This is a genomic window from Cupriavidus sp. 2SB (assembly GCF_005503625.1).
In the GTDB taxonomy this organism is placed as follows: domain Bacteria; phylum Pseudomonadota; class Gammaproteobacteria; order Burkholderiales; family Burkholderiaceae; genus Cupriavidus.
In genome coordinates, this window is the sequence record NZ_SCMX01000006.1 from 1 (window position 1) to 16,691 (window position 16,691).

At 65.2% G+C, this 16,691-nt stretch carries 15 protein-coding genes; 10 read left to right on the top strand and 5 right to left on the bottom strand.

Annotated elements, in window-relative coordinates; all coding sequences use genetic code 11:
- From FFS21_RS04095 to FFS21_RS04115, 5 genes are all read left to right on the top strand, one after another.
- Positions 1–900, top strand: a 900-nt coding sequence (locus tag FFS21_RS04095) for a DMT family transporter (protein ID WP_249359116.1), incomplete at its 5' end; no start/stop codon positions are given.
- Positions 884–1,657 (top strand): helix-turn-helix transcriptional regulator, encoded by a 774-nt coding sequence (locus FFS21_RS04100; protein ID WP_137923672.1) that lies wholly within the window; start codon positions 884–886, stop codon positions 1,655–1,657. The genes FFS21_RS04095 and FFS21_RS04100, both read left to right, overlap by 17 nt.
- A gap of 109 nt (positions 1,658–1,766) precedes the next feature.
- Positions 1,767–3,941, top strand: a complete 2,175-nt coding sequence (locus tag FFS21_RS04105; RefSeq protein ID WP_137923673.1) for a VTT domain-containing protein — start codon at positions 1,767–1,769, stop codon at positions 3,939–3,941.
- On the top strand, positions 3,938–4,693 hold the full coding sequence (locus FFS21_RS04110) for an endonuclease/exonuclease/phosphatase family protein (RefSeq protein WP_249359119.1): 756 nt from the start codon (positions 3,938–3,940) through the stop codon (positions 4,691–4,693). Before FFS21_RS04105 ends, FFS21_RS04110 begins: the two co-directional genes overlap by 4 nt.
- A gap of 286 nt (positions 4,694–4,979) precedes the next feature.
- On the top strand, positions 4,980–5,405 hold the full coding sequence (locus FFS21_RS04115; RefSeq protein WP_137923675.1) for a hypothetical protein: 426 nt from the start codon (positions 4,980–4,982) through the stop codon (positions 5,403–5,405).
- Positions 5,406–5,426: 21 nt separating this feature from the next.
- Here FFS21_RS04115 and FFS21_RS04120 read toward each other — a convergent pair whose 3' ends face one another.
- The 3 genes from FFS21_RS04120 to cls form a co-directional block, all read right to left on the bottom strand.
- A complete protein-coding gene (locus tag FFS21_RS04120) occupies positions 5,427–5,858 on the bottom strand; it encodes a hypothetical protein (RefSeq protein WP_249359122.1) in 432 nt (143 codons plus the stop codon).
- A 317-nt stretch (positions 5,859–6,175) separates the two neighbouring features.
- Positions 6,176–6,832, bottom strand: a complete 657-nt coding sequence (locus FFS21_RS04125) for a TetR/AcrR family transcriptional regulator (RefSeq protein ID WP_137923677.1) — start codon at positions 6,830–6,832, stop codon at positions 6,176–6,178.
- 105 nt (positions 6,833–6,937) lie between these two features.
- Entirely contained in the window at positions 6,938–8,386 is a 1,449-nt protein-coding gene (gene cls, locus FFS21_RS04130) for a cardiolipin synthase (protein ID WP_137923678.1), read from the bottom strand.
- Positions 8,387–8,770: 384 nt separating this feature from the next.
- On the opposite strand from cls, the gene FFS21_RS04135 reads away from it, so the two are divergent.
- The 4 genes from FFS21_RS04135 (at position 8,771) to FFS21_RS04150 (ending at position 12,745) form a co-directional block, all read left to right on the top strand.
- Positions 8,771–9,532, top strand: a complete 762-nt coding sequence (locus tag FFS21_RS04135) for a response regulator transcription factor (protein ID WP_137923679.1) — start codon at positions 8,771–8,773, stop codon at positions 9,530–9,532.
- A 220-nt stretch (positions 9,533–9,752) separates the two neighbouring features.
- On the top strand, positions 9,753–11,357 hold the full coding sequence (locus FFS21_RS04140) for a methyl-accepting chemotaxis protein (protein ID WP_212745210.1): 1,605 nt from the start codon (positions 9,753–9,755) through the stop codon (positions 11,355–11,357).
- A gap of 232 nt (positions 11,358–11,589) precedes the next feature.
- On the top strand, positions 11,590–11,790 hold the full coding sequence (locus FFS21_RS04145; RefSeq protein ID WP_137923680.1) for a hypothetical protein: 201 nt from the start codon (positions 11,590–11,592) through the stop codon (positions 11,788–11,790).
- 304 nt (positions 11,791–12,094) lie between these two features.
- On the top strand, positions 12,095–12,745 hold the full coding sequence (locus tag FFS21_RS04150) for an HAD domain-containing protein (RefSeq protein ID WP_137923681.1): 651 nt from the start codon (positions 12,095–12,097) through the stop codon (positions 12,743–12,745).
- A gap of 67 nt (positions 12,746–12,812) precedes the next feature.
- Here FFS21_RS04150 and FFS21_RS04155 read toward each other — a convergent pair whose 3' ends face one another.
- Positions 12,813–13,358: a carboxymuconolactone decarboxylase family protein gene (locus FFS21_RS04155; protein ID WP_137923682.1), complete on the bottom strand. Its 546-nt coding sequence runs from the start codon at positions 13,356–13,358 to the stop codon at positions 12,813–12,815.
- A gap of 140 nt (positions 13,359–13,498) precedes the next feature.
- Here FFS21_RS04155 and FFS21_RS04160 point away from each other — a divergent pair, with 140 nt between their 5' ends.
- On the top strand, positions 13,499–14,389 hold the full coding sequence (locus tag FFS21_RS04160) for an AraC family transcriptional regulator (protein ID WP_137923683.1): 891 nt from the start codon (positions 13,499–13,501) through the stop codon (positions 14,387–14,389).
- Here the strand turns inward: FFS21_RS04160 and FFS21_RS04165 are convergent, their stop codons facing one another.
- Entirely contained in the window at positions 14,390–16,585 is a 2,196-nt protein-coding gene (locus FFS21_RS04165) for a TonB-dependent receptor (protein WP_249359124.1), read from the bottom strand.
- Positions 16,586–16,691 lie beyond the last annotated feature (106 nt).

Below are 16,691 nucleotides of genomic sequence, written 5' to 3' on the forward strand. Positions count from 1 at the left end.
TGGCTGCCCGTCGTAGCCTTTGTCCTGATCTGGTCCACTGGCTTCATCGTCGGCAAGGCCGTCGTGCCCGTGGCCGATACCAGCCTGTTCCTGCTGGCCCGCTTCGCACTGGCAGCGCTGCTGTTCACTGCCACGGCGCTGGCGGCGAAGGTGGCGTGGCCGCCGCTGGCACAGGTGCCGAGGCATCTGCTGGCGGGGGCGCTCATGCAGGGCATTTACCTCTGCGCGGGATATGGCGCCGTGGCGCACGGGTTGTCGCCGTCGATCATGGCGCTGCTGGGGGCGCTGCAGCCGCTGCTGACCGCGCTGCTCGCCATTCCGCTGCTGGGCGAGCGGCCTTCGGCACGTACCTGGCGCGGACTCGCGCTGGGCGCGCTGGGGGTGGGTCTGGTAGTCTTGCCCGCAATGCAGTCCGGCGCTCCGCACGCGGTGTCGCCCTGGATCATGTTGATCGGGCTGCTGGCGATACTCTCCATCACGATGGGCACCCTGCTCCAGAAGACCTCGATTGCGCGCGCGGATATCCGCGCCAGTTCGGCCTGGCAAAACGCCGGGGCGATGCTGGTGGCTGCTGTGGTCGTGGGTGCCACGTCGGTGACATCGGAAACGTCCGGCGCGCTGCGCTGGACGCCAGGCCCGACGCTGTGGATCAGCCTGGCCTGGGCCGCGCTGGTGCTCTCTGGGCTCGGCACCTGGCTGCTGCTCGGGCTGGTCCGGCGCGGACAAGCAGCGAACGCCGCCGCGCTGATGTTCCTCGCCCCGCCGCTTGCCGCCATACAGGCCGCGCTGCTATTTGGCGACCGGCTCGGTCCGGTGCAGTGGCTCGGCATGGCCGTGGCCGGCATCGGCGTGTGGCTGTGCCAGACTCGCGGCAACGCGCGCCATGCCGAAGCTCGTTGAACACGCCTCGCCGCTGGTCGAGCCGCGCCGCTATCCGCGCCAGCCGTTCGGTCACGCGCACGACTATCATCAGTTGCTGTTCGGCGTGGATGGCCAGATCGAACTCGAAATCGAAGGCCATGCCTACCGCGTGGATGCGGAAGTGGGACTGGTCATTCCGGCTGACGCCCATCACCTCTGCGCCGGATTGACGGACAACCTGCAACTGGTGGCCGACTTCCCTGCGAGTTCGGTGGCCTTGCCCGCACGGCTGATGGCGCGGCCACGTACGTTCTCCATGGACGGCAACTTCGCGACGCGCGTCCGGGCGCTGGCCACGGCACGGGACGCAGATCGCGGCACTAACGTATCGAACCAGCACGCGTGGCAGCAGGCCACAGGACTGGCCAACGGCCTGTCCGCGATGCTCGGATTGCGCGATGCACCTGTTGACGCGGCACGCTTTCCCGTCACCGACATCGACCGCTATCTGCGGGCACACCTCGACTCGCCGCTACGCGTGGATGCCCTCGCCGCGCATGTGGGATGGGGCGCACGCCGTTTCCACACGCTGTTCTGCGAAGCCTTCGGCGACACACCCCACGGCTACCAGACCCGCCTACGTCTCGATCAGGCCGTGCAGTGGCTCATGGCCGGCACGATGCCGCTGGCCGATATCGCGCATGGCGTGGGCTACCCCGATCAAACCACATTTACGCGAGCCTTCGCGCGCCGCTTCGGCATGCCTCCCGGCGCCTGGCGTACGGCGGCCCGCTGACTGCAATATTTACAAAGGCAAGTAAGCAGCACACAGGGCAAACCACTTGCGGGACGGTCTGACGCGGCCAGGCGCCTCGGTACGAAAATTGCGCGGCGTACCCTTCGCCATGTCAAACACTGCCGACGCCCCCCTGCTTCGCCCTGGTCACAATTGCTGGCGCGTGGAGCCCTGCCACCGCTTCGCGATGCTGGTCGACGGCGACGCCTATTTCAGCGCGCTGCGCGAGGCCCTCACGCGCGCCGAGCACACGGTCTACATCCTCGGATGGGATATCGACAGCCGCATGCGGCTGCTGCCCGATGCCCCCAACGACGGCCTGCCGGCTGAATTGCGCGACTTCCTGAACGCGCTGTGCCGACGCCGCCGCAAACTGCGCGTATACGTGCTGAGTTGGGATTTCGCGATGGTGTTCGCGCTGGAGCGGGAGTTCCTGCCTTCGGCCCGTCAACACTGGCAGACCCACCGGCGCCTGTCCTTTCACCTCGACGGGAATCACCCGGCTGGCGCCTCGCATCACCAGAAGGTAGTGGTCATCGACAATCAACTGGCGTTCTGCGGCGGGCTCGACCTGACGATCCGGCGATGGGATTCGCATCACCATCTGGCCAACGAGCCGCGCCGCGTGGACCCCGAGGGCAAGCCGTATCCGCCGTTCCATGACGTGCAGTGCGTGGTCGATGGTGCCGCCGCCGCCGCGCTGGGCGATCTGGCCGCCGACCGATGGTTCTGCGCCACGGGCCGCCATCCGCGCACACCGAAGGCCAGCCAGATGCAGGGCGCCGACCGATGGCCGCAGCAAGTCATCCCCGATGTCACGGACCTGCGCGTGGGCATCAGCCGCACCTTCCCGCAACGCGACGACGCACCCGGCATCAACGAGATCCGCGCGCTCTACGTGGATGCCATCGCTGCCGCGCGCGAAAACATCTACCTTGAAAACCAGTACTTCAGTTCGGGCCTGATCGCCGAGGCATTCGAGACACGGCTGCGCGAACCGGATGGCCCCGACATCGCGCTGGTATCGCGCCGCACCGAAAGCGGCTGGCTGGAAGAAGCGAGCATGGGCGTGCTGCGTGCCCGGCTCTGCCGCGAGTTGCGCGACGCCGACCCCGAGGGCCGTTTCCAGCTGTACTGTCCGCACGTGCCGGACCTTGGCGACGCCTGCATGAACGTGCACAGCAAGGTGATGGCCGTGGACGACCATCTGCTGACTATCGGTTCCGCCAACCTGAGCAACCGCTCGTTCGGGCTCGACACCGAATGCAACGTGACCATCGAAGCCAACGGCGACGCGCGCATCGCGGCTGCCATCCGCTCGATGCGCGACCGCCTGCTCTGCGAACACCTCGCCGTCACCACGGAAGAACTGACGCAGGCGCTGGAAGCCAAACCACGCCTGAACCAGGCGCTGGCAATGCTGCACCGTCCTGAAGGCCGCACGCTGCAGCCGTTCACGCCCACGGTGCCGGAAGACGTTGACGCCGCCGTGCCCGATGCCGCGCTGCTCGACCCCATCGAGCCGATCGACACAGACCAGATCATGGCCGAGTTCGTGAGCAACGAGGTTCGCCCGCAGGTGGCAAACCGCGTGGCGGTGCTGATGGCACTGGTGCTGGTGGTGGCTGGCGTGGCCTTCGCGTGGCGCTATACGCCACTGCGCGAATGGGCCGATTTCCGCTACGTGCTGGGCGTTGTGCAGGACATCGGCCGGATGCCGCTGGCCCCGCTGGCGATGGTGGCGATCTTCGTAGTGGGCGGGCTCATGATGATGCCGGTCACGGTGCTGATCGTGGTCACCATTGTCGTATTCGGGCCGCTGTATGGAGGCGCGGTGGCGCTGGCCGGCACCGTGATGAGCGCAGCCGCCACCTGCACGGCGGGACGGCTGCTTGGCCGGAATGCCGTGCAACGCTTCGGTGGCCAGCGGCTCAACCGCATCAGCCAGCAGGTGAGCCAGCACGGCCTGCTGGCGATGGTGGTGCTGCGGCTTGTGCCCGTGGCGCCGTTCACGCTGGTGAACCTTGTGGTGGGTGCCTCGCGCATCCGGCTGCGGGATTGCCTGCTCGGCACGGCCATCGGCATCACGCCGGGCATCGTGCTATCGGCATCGCTGGTGAATCGCATTGCGGCGGCGGCGCGCGATCCGAATGTCATGACCTTCGCCTTGCTGGCGCTGGTCCTGCTGATCCCGGCAGCCATCTGGTGGGGTCTACGACGGCGGCGTCAGCGACGCAACCACCCGCCGATGGGCGGGATGCACGCCACGGGAGGCGCGCGGTGAACGCACCCCATGTGCCAAACGGCGCGCTGCATGCCGATATCGCCGTGGCGAGCTACAACATCCATGGCGGCGTCGGCACCGATGGGCATTTCGTGCCAAACCGCATCTGCGACGTGCTATGCGAACTGCGCGCCGACCTCATCGCGCTACAGGAGGTAGAGACGCGGGGCACCGGCTTCGACATGCTGCAGTTCCTCTCGCAACGTACCGGCCTGCATGCGATTCCCGGCCCGACACTCGTGCGCGACGATGGCGACTACGGCAACGCATTGCTCACGCGCTATCGGCCCCTGAGCGTGCGCCACATCGACCTCAGTGTGCGGCGGCGCGAACCGCGCGGCGCCATCGACGCCCAGCTTGAATGCAATGCGATCGAATCGGGCACCTTTGCACTGCGCGTGATTGCCACGCACCTGGGGCTGCTGCCGAGCGAGCGGCGCTGGCAGGTGCGACGTCTGCTCACTGCGCTGGCCGAGGCGCCGGAGCAACCGACGATCCTGCTTGGCGATGTCAACGAGTGGTTCCTGTGGGGCCGTCCGCTGCGCTGGCTGCATGCCTATTTCGAGCGCACGCCGCATGTGTCCACATTCCCGTCGCGTTGGCCGTTCCTGGCACTCGACCGCATCTGGACCTCGCCACGCGCGCACCTGCTGGCGGTGGCCAGCCACCGAAGCGCGATGGCGAAACTGGCCTCGGATCACCTGCCATTGCGCGCGCGAATGCGGCTGACTTCCGATCCATTGCATGCCTGAAGCACGGAACATGGCGCGGTGCGTCGCTGCTGCGTCGCAATACGCATCGCCCGCGCGCTGGCATCCACCTTGGCCCATACGGAATGCGGCGCAGCGGCAATACGGGTATTTCGCTAGGCGGATGCGCTAGATCGGGGCATCTTGGGTGCCTATACTGACTTCGCGCACCGTGCATCCCGTCGAGCGTGTACGTGTGCGTCCAATAACAAGGGACAGGCCAATGGCGTCCACGGGAGGACGCCGCACCATGGCTCGACAGCGCCTGCCCGTAAACAGGAAAGTGGAGATGGGCATGCCCAGCGAACAGTTCCTCGCCATCCAGGAAACCCGCCGCTCGGGGCTACGTGCCTTGCGCGCGGCGCTGCTCGAGGTGCACAAGGAAGTCATCGGCTACGATCGCGGCCAGTACGAACGGCTGCATGGTCCGATTCCCGCAGGCCAGTTTGTTCAGCTCATCACGGAGGAAGCATTTTTCCGCTGGCTCGATCCGCTGTCACGGCTGATCGTCGAGATCGACGAGGAACTCGATGGCGATGAACACCATGATGAGACCTGCCGCGCCGTGGCGGGCGCCACGCAGAAGATGTTCAGCGAACGCGGGGACGAAGCGTTTCGCAAGCGCTATCAGGAAGCCCTGCAGGATGAGGCGTCAGTCACCGTGGCGCATGGCCGGCTGATGTCCGTCATCGGCCAGCTGCGGCAATTGCCGTGACGCCTGTGTAGTGCCGGGCGGCTAGCGCCGACCCCGGCCGCCGCCACGGGAGCCTCCGTACCCGCCGCGATACCCTCCGACATATCCGCCGCGATACCCACCGTGGTAGCCGCCGCGATAGCCCCCGCCATATCCACCGTAGTATCCACCGCGATAACCGTAGTAGCCGCGATACCCATAGCCCCGGTAGCCGTAGTAGCCCCGATATCCGCAGCAACCGCTGCCGATCCATACACTGCCGTAGATGGGCGCGCCGTAATAGGCGTAGGGATAGCCGTACGGGTAGCCGCCATAGTAGTAGCTCGACGACCCCGCATATCCCCCATACCCGGTGTATCCCGAAGATCCCGAATATCCCGCGTAACCCGAATAGCTGCCATAGCCATATCCGGGGGCCACGTCGTAACCAGGGTAGGCCACGCATCCCGCCAGCAGGGCGGCGAGCGAAAACACTAGGCCCTTTCCGATCCCCGGCATCCTTCCTCGCATGCCTCGCATGTCCCGCTCCCCTCGTTGGCGGACCACACACGTGGCGCTCCGCAAACGTTAGACAGGTATCTGCGAAAGAAGTCCTCATTTAAGGGTTTTCCGATTTTTTTCTCAGAATCGTCTTAATAGACTCCACTTCGCCCATGCCATACGGGCATCCGAGATGGATTGCGGGGAACCCTTCCCCTGCAACTCCTGATTCCAATGCCACGTTGCTCCCCGCGCGTGGCATCTTTTTTTCGCTCCCTACTTTTCGCTCCCGTTTTTTCGCTCCCTTTCCTTCACACGGCCAGCAGCCCTTTCTCCACCATTTCCAGCAGGCGTGGGCCGAACTTGGCGGCGTTCTCGTTCGCGCCCTCGCGTAATGGCCCGTCGATCAGCATGATGGCCAGGCCGTGCACAGCCGCCCAGGCGATGTATTCGGCGCCGGGGCGGCGCGCAGCCGGGAGGATTCCGGCATCGACCCAACGGTCCAGCGACGCACCAAGCAATTCGAATGGATTCATGCCGCTGTTGCCGGCCTTGTCCGGATCGGTATCGTTCTCCACCTCGTCCGGCACCGAGAAAGCGGTCCGGAACAGTCCGGTTTCGGACAGTGCAAAGCGCAGGTACCCGGTGCCCACGGCGCGCAGGCTGCCCCGTGCACGCTCCACGGCAGATGCATCGGGCGGAATGGCGGCAAGTTCAGCTTCCATGGCCATGGCCAGGCTCGACAGTGCCGAGGCGCGTACCGCCTGCAACAGGTCCTGTCGATTGGCGAAGTGGCGATAAGCGGCGTTGGGCACCACGCCGGCGCGGCGCGTGGCCTCGCGCAACACGATGGCATCGGGACCACCGTGCCGTGCCAGGTCCACGCCCGCTTCCAGCAGCGCACGGCGCAGGTCGCCATGCCGATAAGTGGTTCGCGACGGCGGAATGCTGGCGGCTGCGCAGTTCATGCTTCCCCTCATGTGGACAGCGTCCATCTTGTTGGCATTAATAGTAGACAGTGTACACAAATAGTGCCAGTGCCCGATGCGGCGCAGCACGCGCCGTGCGGCGCGTCAGAGAATCGGTGCAAACAGCTTGGCCACGTGCATGGCCACGCGCAACACGGCTGGGGATGCAAGAAAGTCGCTGGTATCGATCTCTCGCGCATGCGCGAAATCGGCCTCCAGCATCTTTTCCACATCTGCGGCAAAGGCGGAATCCGCCGTCATGATCATCAATTCGAAATTCAGCCGGAACGAGCGGTTGTCCAGATTGGCCGTGCCCACCGCAGCCGCAATATCGTCGATCAGCACCACCTTCTGGTGCAGGAAGCCCGGCTCGTAGCGATAGACCTTCACGCCGGCAAGGATGGCCTGGTAGGCATATATCGTGGAAGCGCCGTAGACCACGAGGTGGTCGGGCCGGGACGGAATCAGGATGCGCACGTCCACGCCGCGCAGCACGGCGAGCCTCAGCATCGCGAACACAGCCTCATCGGGCACGAAGTACGGCGATGTCACCCACAACCGGTGTCTGGCCGACCGGATCGCTTCGACGAAGAACAGCGAGCAGGTTTCCTGCGCATCGGCCGGACCGGACGGCACCACCTGGACCGTCATCCCGCCCCCCTCCCCCTGGCCCACCTTGGGGTCCGGCGGCATCATCAGGTACGGCACCTCCTTCGCAGCCCAGTACCAGTCTTCGGCAAACGCCATCTGCAGTGTCAGCACCGCAGGACCACGGATTTCGATATGGGTGTCGCGCCATGGAGACAGCGGCGAACGTTTGCCAAGGTACTCGTTGCCAACGTTGTGGCCGCCCACGAAAGCGCGTCCGCCATCCACCACGACCAGTTTCCGATGATTGCGGAAGTTCAACTGGAAACGATTGACAAAGCCGGGATGCGTGGAAAAAGGCCGGGCCTGCACGCCCGCCGCGTGCAGCACGCGAACATACTCGCGGCCCAGCGCATGGCATCCGATACTGTCGTAGAGGAAATAGACCCTGACACCGGCCTGGGCCCGCTCGCACAATCGACGCTGCAACGCACGGCCAAGCTCGTCGTCATGCACGATGAAAAACTGCACGAGCACCTGCTCCTTCGCGGCGTCGATGGCCGCGAAGATCGCGTCGAACGTGGCATCGCCGTTGATCAGCAATCGCACATCGTTGTTGCCCATGCACGGAATGCCGGTGAGGGCCGGCAGTGCCCGCATGCATGCCTGCGCGGGCAAGTCCACCACGCTGGCCCTGAGCGCCTCGCGCTCGTGTGCGGTCATGCCCTGGCCGATCTCGCGCAGGCGGTCGTTGTTGAAACGTCGGGCGTTGACGTAACCGGCGAACCGGCTGCGCCCAAAGATCAGGTAAGGCACCAGTGTCAGGTACGGCATCATCACCAGCGATCCCGCCCACGCGATGGCGCCCGGCGCGGTACGCACCGTCATGACGGCGTGCAGGGCCGCCACGACTCCCACGGTGTGGAAGGCGACCACGATCACGGCAATCACGCTTGGACTCAGCATCGGCAACTGGCAGCCCGGAGGCTTCCCTGACCCAGAGGGCCCTATTCTGGCATGGCACGTCACATGCGCGCATCCACACCATGGTACAGGCCGGAGTTGCCCATTTTTTAATCACGCCGATGGGTTCCGCATGCGGACGGCGGGTCGACACCCGTTCGGGCGTGGTTATCCACAAGTTCTGTGGATAAGCAGCCGCCACCCGTAAACCCATACAAAACATCGGATTAGACGCCGCAGGCCAGCGTGCCTCGCCGCAAGCCGCGACACCTGTGACGCCACTGAAGCCTTTTTAAGGAATCCGCGATTGTTGCAGCGCTCCCTCGTCGATACGCTGCCACCAACGTTTTGTCCTTTTAATGTGTTTTGCAGGATCGATAGTGCCGTATGAATGAGCGTGCCAACATTGCGCTGCTGGGCAGCAGCGCCTCCCCCCTCCATCCCATGCAGGAATTGCTCTCCATTGCCGGGTTCCAGTGCAGTTACTTTCAGGCCGGCCGCGACCTGATCCACGGCCTGGGGCACGACAATTACGACATGCTCCTGATCGACCGTGAACTGCCCGATATCTCCGCCATCGATGTCATCCGCGCTGTGCGTGCCGTGCGCAACCGCGACGTGCCCATCGTGCTGATCGCCGGACAGGGCAGCGACGACGACGTCGTGGAGGCGCTCGATGCCGGCGCTGACGACTACGTGGTCCGTCCGCTCAGCGCCCGCGTGCTGCTGGCTCGGCTCAGCGCATTGCGCCGTCGCGTGGTGGATACCCGGCTGCGGACGCCCCTGCCCCTGCGCGCGGGCGGCTACGAGCTGAACAGTCCCGGCCGTTATGCCACGCTGCACGGCGTACGGATACCGATGACACCCAAGGAGTTCGACCTCGCCATGCTGATGTTCGCCAATGCCGGCCGTATCCTGGCCAGCCAGCGCATCGAGAATACGATCTGGGGCCACGACCTGCCGGGAGACTCCCGCGCGCTGGCCGGGCTGGTGTCTCGCATGCGGCGGACCCTGAATCTTTGCCCCGAGAACGGCGTTACCGTTTCCGTGGTCTATGCACAGGGCTACCGGCTCGATGTGCTCGACCACGCGGCGCGCGAAGAACTCACCGCGCATCGCGAGCACGATTCGCTGGCCCTCCACTACTGAGCCATGCGTCAGGGCGCTGCATCGGCAACGCGATGTAGCGCCCCTCAGACATCCCTCCTCCAATGACGCAGCGTCACGCCAACGTCACATGCGTCGCGGACCATCACACCGCGCCGCGGCGTCACGGGTTCCCTGGTTCCTTGCCAGACATCGAGAGACCCGGAAGCTGCTGCGCATGGGTCATGGCATGGCGGGGCATTGCCCCGGAGGAGTGTTTTTCGTGTTGCAAGCCATCAAGATCGGGCTGCCCGCCCGGCGCGGCCAATCCGTGTGGCAGGGATTGGCAAGACTGCCGCTGGTCCTGCGGCTTTCCGCCGCGTTCGCCCTCATCTACGCATTCGGTGCCATCGTCGGCCTGACCGGCATCGTCAACCTCATCGAACTCAAGCAGGACACCGACACGCTCTACCAGCGCGATATGCGCGGGGCCATTTCCGCCGAGCGCGCGCAAGCCTCGCTCGCCACGCTGGGACGCGCGCAACTGGCGTTGACGCTGGCCACATCGAGCGCGGAGCGGGATACGGCGACCAACGATATTGCCGCCGCCATGAAAAATCTGGCTACCGCCGTGGACGGCGTGCGTACCGCCGCGCCCCAGCAAGCGCAGGCGTTGCAGACGGAACGCGCCGCTGCGGGCGAACTGACGGACAAGTATGTCGATCTCATGCGCAAGCAGCCGCTCGATGCCTTGCAGTTCGATGCCTCGGTCTCCATCGAAAGCCATTTCCTGGGCCAGCAACTGCAGAAGCTCGGCGCGCTGATCGAAACCACGCGGACCGCGCTCGCCCAGCAGGCAGCCGACACGGTGGCCGGCGTGGCCGCCGCGCAGACGCGCGCGCAATGGGTCATGGCCGGCCTGCTGATGACCAGCCTGCTGGCCGCCGCGTGGCTGGCCTGGATCGCCGCACGCAGCCTGACGCGCGAGCTGGGTGGCGAACCACGCGATGCCGCAGCCGTGGCGAACAGTATCGCCGGTGGCGACCTGACCGCGCACGTCGCGCTGCGCAGCCACGACCGCAGCAGCCTGCTGTTTTTCCTGGCAGGCATGCGCGAGGAGCTGGCCGGCGTACTGGCCCGTATCCAGCAATGCGCGCATGAAATCTCCGACGCCAGCCACGGCATCACGCAGGGCAACGAGGAACTTGCCACGCGTACCGGTACGCAGGCCGCTGCGCTGGCCGATGCCGCCGCCAACGTGACGCGGCTCACCGCACTGGTCCAGCAGGCTCACCAGCAGGCGCAGGAGTCGAGCGACATGGCAAGCCGTGCGCGGCTGGCCACCGGCACCGGCATGGCTGCCGTACGGGATATGAGCGAAGCCATGGCCAACGTCCACGCCCAGTCGCGCAATATCTCGGACATCGTCGCCGTGATCGAGAGCATTGCGTTCCAGACCAATATCCTCGCGCTCAACGCTGCCGTGGAAGCGGCGCGCGCTGGCGAAGCCGGACGAGGCTTTGCCGTGGTGGCGCAGGAAGTGCGCGCGCTGGCGCAACGCAGCGCCACGGCCGCGCGGGAAATCAACACCATCATCGGCGCCGCCGCGCGCGAGATTGCACGCGGGGCGGAACTGAGCACGCACGTGGAAACTGCAATGTCCGGCATCGATTCCGCCGTGCACCACAGTCATACGCTGGCCTCTGAGCTTGGCAACCTGGCCAGCGAGCAGGCCGCCGGCATCCGCACGGTAACCGAGGCGCTGGCCCGTCTGGAACAGACCAGCGCCGACAACGCACGGCTCGTGGATAGCGTGACTGGCCAGGCAGCACGGCTGGACCTGCAGGCTGCGGCGCTCGAAAGCGATGTGGCACGCTTCCAGTTCTGAAGCTGTCCGCCAACGATATTGCCGCATCGCCGCAATGCCGCCCGGGGCCGCGCACCTTGCCGTCAGAGAAGGCGCGGCTTCAGGCTGCCCGCGTATTGCCGTAAATAGTGTTGATCCGATTTGCCGATGAAGGTGGCCGCGCTAGCATGGATGCCGGTGCCACTGCCCTTGGCGCAGTCGGCCCCGACCCATCAACGCAGACGCGCAAGTTGCGAAAAGGCAGGAACGACGCATGCTCCGCAAGGCCGCCCAGGACGATTCGTCATTCGAGGAAGACTTCGATCACGCCGGACGCGACTGGGCACCCCGCCTCAAGCCCTGCGGCACCTGCCACGCCTGCGAGAAACCGGTTGGCGCGACGGACTTGTTCTGCGGCATTCCCTGCCAATACGCCTTCGAGCATTTCGAAATGCAATTGCTGCGCCGCCGCTAATGTCACCCATGTTGCGGCCGCGACCGATTGCCGTACATTTCCTTTCAAATTCCTGTCAACCGGCTGGCCCGACGGCCCGTTGAGGCGATCATTGGGTCAGCATCCGCAAGCCGTTTCGGGCTGCAATCCCAAGCCTGGTGCGGCAGTTGTGTCCGCAGGAAACAAATACGGGAACGGGGTAACCGGCATTTACGAGTGAACCGAGCAAGTTACACAACTGTTGCACTTATGCACATTTTGTGGCCGCTTTCTCGGCAAAAAGCCAGATACGCTAGACCCATCCCATCACGAGTGACCACGAATCATGTCTGAACGCCTCATCATGCTGGACGTACCCGGTGTCCTGTACTCGGACCGCTCCGCTGCCCGTCTGGGCGGTACGCCGAACACGGGGACTCTTCGGGATGTCAGGTTTTTCGATCCCATCGCCCTGGGTTTCCTGCGCCGGCTGTTCGGTATTGCTGGCGCCCGGGTGGTGGTCTCCGACGCATGGCGACGCGGCACGCCTGCCGCGATCTTCCAGCAACTGGACCTTCAGGTGGAAGGCATGACGCCGGCCGTGCATGGCGGCCACGCTGCGGAAATCGGCGCATGGTCTGCCCAGCACGCCATGCCGGGCGCCTGGGTGATCCTGTCCACGGCACCGGCCGCGTCGTTCAGTGCGGAGCAGCGCGCCCGCCTGGTCTGCGTGGACCCGGCCGAAGGGCTGACGGTCGACAACTTCCGACAGGCGCTCGACATTCTGGGTGTGGCCTGCCCGTCCACGGTCACCCCCGATTCGCGCGTCGAGCCGGGCCTGAAGGCCAAGCTGCGCCACCTGCAACGTCTGGCCCGTGAGGAACCGGAGCGCTTCATGCCCTCCCCGGCTGCCGATGGCGCGCGTGAGCAAGCCGTGGCCGTTGCCGTGGCCAGCCTGACCGGCAAGCAGTTCACTCCCTCGGTGATCCACGCCTGAGGCGTCGCACCATGGGACAAAAGCCGCTCCGAGGAGCGGCTTTTTTTACATCTGCGTCAGACCGGAATTAACGCGGATTGAGCTTCACCGCCGGAAAATCCACCGGCACGGCGAATGCCACGTTGATGTAGTTGGTGAACAGGTTCAGCGCAACATGGGCAACGATCTCGACGATTTCCTCGTCATTGAAACCGACTTCCCGCAGACGGGCGATATCGGCATCGCTGCTCTGTCCGCGCGACTCCACCAGTTGCAGGGCGAACGCCAGTGCCGCGGCGGTCTTCGGATCGGTCGATTCGCCACGCTGGGCGGCGGCCATCTGCTCGGCGCTGGCGCCCGCCTTGCGGCCTAGCGCCGTGTGCGCGGCCAGGCAATACTCGCAGCGGTTGCGGTCGGCCACTGCCACGGCGATCTGCTCGCCCAGCGCCGCGGGAATGACGCCGCCGCCGAGCGCACCGAAGGCGCCCCACATCGATTGCAGCGCGGCCGGCGAATTGGATACGGCGCGGAACATCTTGGGAACGACGCCGAAAGCGCCGTGGATCTGAGCAAGGGCGGCCTGGCTGCCAGCGGGGGCCGATTGCGTGTCGGGTACGGGGATACGTGCGGTCATGATGGACTCCTGATGCGGATGCGTGGTGGGTTCGTTACGTTCGGACTGGTGTGTCGCTGTCCTTGGGTTCCACTATGGCCGCTACCGCCGCACGTTGGGATACTATCCGTCCAGCAAACATACCCATTCGTCCAGACGCCATGGCAAGCCTCACCACTCCCGTTCTCGCTCCCATCGACCGGCTCTCGGCGTTGTTGGAGCGCTTCCGCATCCACGCGCACCTGTTCCATAGCGGCCCGCTGTGCGGCATTTCGCGCTTCAACGAGCCGGCGCGCGGTTTCCTGCACGTCATGCGCGACGGCGAGATGACTGTCACGCATCGCACAAAGGGACTGCCGAGGGAGTTGTCGATCCGCGAGCTATCGCTGCTGTTCTATCCGCGCCCGGCCATCCACACCTTCCACAATCCGCCCGCCGAGGGTTCGCAGTTTGCCTGCGCCACCCTCGAATTCGCGGGCGGCGTGCGCAATCCGCTGGCACGCGCGTTGCCGCCGCTGATCGTGCTGCCACTGGCGCAAGTCGAAGGGTTGGGCCCTGCCCTGTCACTGCTGTTCGCCGAGACCGAGCGCGTGCGCTGTGGCCAGCGGCTGCTGGCGGATCGGCTGTTCGAAGTGGTGCTGATTCAGCTACTGCGATGGATGCTCGATCATCCCGACGCAGCCGGCGTGCAGCCCGGATTGATCACGGGGCTGTCCGATGCACGGCTCGCGCGCGCACTGGTGGCGATGCACGAGGCACCGGGAGAAAGCTGGAATCTGGAGCAGATGGCGGCCTGCGCGGGCATGTCGCGCAGCGCGTTCGCCGAGGCGTTTCGCAATGTCGTCGGCCAGACACCGGCCGACTACCTGACCGACTGGCGCGTCAGCCTGGCGCAGTCGCGGCTGCGCGAAGGCACACCGCTGAAACTGCTGGCCGACGAACTGGGCTATGCCAACCCATCGGCCCTCTCACGTGTGTTCCTGGCCCGGGTGGGCCAGTCTCCGCGCGACTGGCTGCGCACGGAGCAAATGGCTGCAACTGCCGATCAATGATCAGTAGTCGACCGTCATCGAGAGCTTGAAGGTACGCGGCGCGCCCATGTAGAGCGTGCTGGCCGAGGTGGAAACACCTGCCCAGTAGTCCTTGTCGGCGATATTCTCCACGGCCGCACGCACCGTGTAGCGCATTTGCGCAGCCTTGAAGCTGTAGCGCGCACCCAGGTCGAAGCGGTTCCACGACGGCAGGCTGATCGAGTTCGTCGCATTCGCGGCCTGACGGCCAGTCTGGATATAGCGCGCCGAGACCGTCGAGCCAGCCAGGAACGGCAGGTCATACTCGCCGCTCAGCGTCAGCGTGTAGTTAGGCACGCCGATGCCGTTCTTGCCTTCGGTCAGCGGATTGCCAGTGTTCTGGTACTTCGAATCGATGTACGACACGCCACCCAGCAGACGGAAGCCGCGCAACGGCTCGCCGAACACGCTCAGTTCCACGCCGCGATTGCGCAGGTCCTGCAGGAAGAACACGTTGTTGGCCGTGGTGCCCTGGGGCTGCTCGATCTGGAAGATTGCCAGCGTGGTGCCGAACTTGCCCGCGTCGTACTTCACACCCGCCTCATGCTGGCGCGACTTGACCGGCGCAAAGATCTCGCCCCGGTTGATGGCGGTATTGCCTGCCGTCGGACCCTGCGCCAGACCTTCGATGTAGTTGTAGTACACCGACACGTTCTGCAGCGGCTTCACCACCAGACCGAACATCGGGGAGGTGGCCTGGTCGCTGTACGTCGACGTCTGCGCGCCCGTACCGGTAGCGTAGCCACGCACGTTGATCACCTGGTGGCGCAGGCCAGCGGTCAGCAGCACGCGATCGTTGAAGAAGCCCATCGTATCGGAGAACGAGACGCCGTTCAGGTTCACGCGCGCCGTGGTGTACGGATCGTCGAAGTTGCCGGTGATCGGCGCGGCCGGATAGGCAACGGACGGCGCGTTATAGAGGTTCGTCGGGAACGAACCAGAGAACGCGAACGCCGTGGCCTTCTCCTGCTTCAAGCCCGACCAGCTCAGGTTGACCGTATGCTTGACCGGACCCGTGGCGAACTTGCCGCGCACACCCACTTCGCCCGTGACGGTGTCCTGCTTGTACGGGACGGTGAGGCGCGTAGCCGTACCGAAACCGTTGTTGCCCACGGTGGCGCCGCTGTAGCTGCCGAACTCGTTGGTGTGGTGAGCACCGAAGGCGGCGTATGTCGTCCAGTCCTTCGCGATGTCGTACTCGGCGCGGATCGTCCCATAGGTATCTTCCAGCTTCGAGTTCGTCCACTCCTGAGCCCAGTTCGTGGTGGAGGACGGCACCGCCGGCAGCGCCGTCGCGGTGTTGGCGAGCGTGACAGTGCTGCGACCCTGGAACACCGACTGTTTCTGGTAACCGAAGTCCGCGTTCACGCGGAACTTGTCGCCCTGGTAGTCGAGGCCCAGCGTGAACAGGCGCTGCTGGCGGCTCTCGTTGTCCACCGCCGTATCGCCGCCACGCGCCATCGCATTGACGCGCACCCCAAACTGCTTCTTGTCGCCGAAACGGCGGCCCACATCGATGTGTCCACCGGCCTGGCCGTCGCTGGTGTAGTCGATCGTGCCTTGCGTGATCGGCGCGGCCAGCGCGTACTTCGGCACCAGGTTGATGGAACCACCCACCGTCGAGCCCGAAGGCGATACGCCATTCAGGAACGCATTGGCGCCACGGAACACTTCCACGCGCTCCAGGCCTTCGGTCGAGGCCAACTGGCGCGGGGCAATACCGTACAGGCCGTTGTAACCGATGTCGTCGCCATTCAGCGTGAAGCCGCGCACGACGAAGGCTTCGGAGAAATTGCCAAAGCCTGAGGTCACACGCACGGCGGGATCGTCAGCGAGCACGCCACCGAGCGTACGGGCCTGCTGGTTCTGGATCTGCTGGGAGGTGTACGACGTGATGCTGAATGGCACGTCCATGAAATCCTGGTTGCCGAGCACGCCGAGACGACCGCCCCGTGCCACTTGTCCGCCGGCATACGCCTCGGGCAACTGGTCGGGAGACGCTGCGCCCTTCACAGTCACGGCCGGCAACGTGGTAACGGGATTCTGCGCCGCCGCATCGGCGGCTGCCTCCTGTGCGAAGGCAAGCGTCGGCAGCAGGCCGGCAGCAGCCAGTGCGGTGACAAGGTGACGCAACGGGGTACGCGAGACGGACGCTCGCGATTGGTTCGTGAAAGACAAGGTGACACTCCCAAAAGAATAATTTTTGCGCCGCGCAATCCCTCCGCGCGGGCAGGCTTAACCCGATTCCAGAAAATGAAGGCAACGCTCTGGTGGCGTTGCTCGA

Excerpts from the sequence above, each read along its gene's own strand:
- FFS21_RS04145 (WP_137923680.1), top strand. The coding sequence starts at position 11,590 with ATGCTCCGCAAGGCCGCCCAGGACGATTCGTCATTCGAGGAAGACTTC.
- FFS21_RS04100 (WP_137923672.1), top strand. The coding sequence starts at position 884 with ATGCCGAAGCTCGTTGAACACGCCTCGCCGCTGGTCGAGCCGCGCCGC.
- FFS21_RS04150 (WP_137923681.1), top strand. The coding sequence starts at position 12,095 with ATGTCTGAACGCCTCATCATGCTGGACGTACCCGGTGTCCTGTACTCG.
- FFS21_RS04115 (WP_137923675.1), top strand. The coding sequence starts at position 4,980 with ATGGGCATGCCCAGCGAACAGTTCCTCGCCATCCAGGAAACCCGCCGC.
- FFS21_RS04160 (WP_137923683.1), top strand. The coding sequence starts at position 13,499 with ATGGCAAGCCTCACCACTCCCGTTCTCGCTCCCATCGACCGGCTCTCG.
- cls (WP_137923678.1), bottom strand. The coding sequence starts at position 8,386 with ATGCTGAGTCCAAGCGTGATTGCCGTGATCGTGGTCGCCTTCCACACC.
- FFS21_RS04105 (WP_137923673.1), top strand. The coding sequence starts at position 1,767 with ATGTCAAACACTGCCGACGCCCCCCTGCTTCGCCCTGGTCACAATTGC.
- FFS21_RS04135 (WP_137923679.1), top strand. The coding sequence starts at position 8,771 with ATGAATGAGCGTGCCAACATTGCGCTGCTGGGCAGCAGCGCCTCCCCC.
- FFS21_RS04125 (WP_137923677.1), bottom strand. The coding sequence starts at position 6,832 with ATGAACTGCGCAGCCGCCAGCATTCCGCCGTCGCGAACCACTTATCGG.
- FFS21_RS04155 (WP_137923682.1), bottom strand. The coding sequence starts at position 13,358 with ATGACCGCACGTATCCCCGTACCCGACACGCAATCGGCCCCCGCTGGC.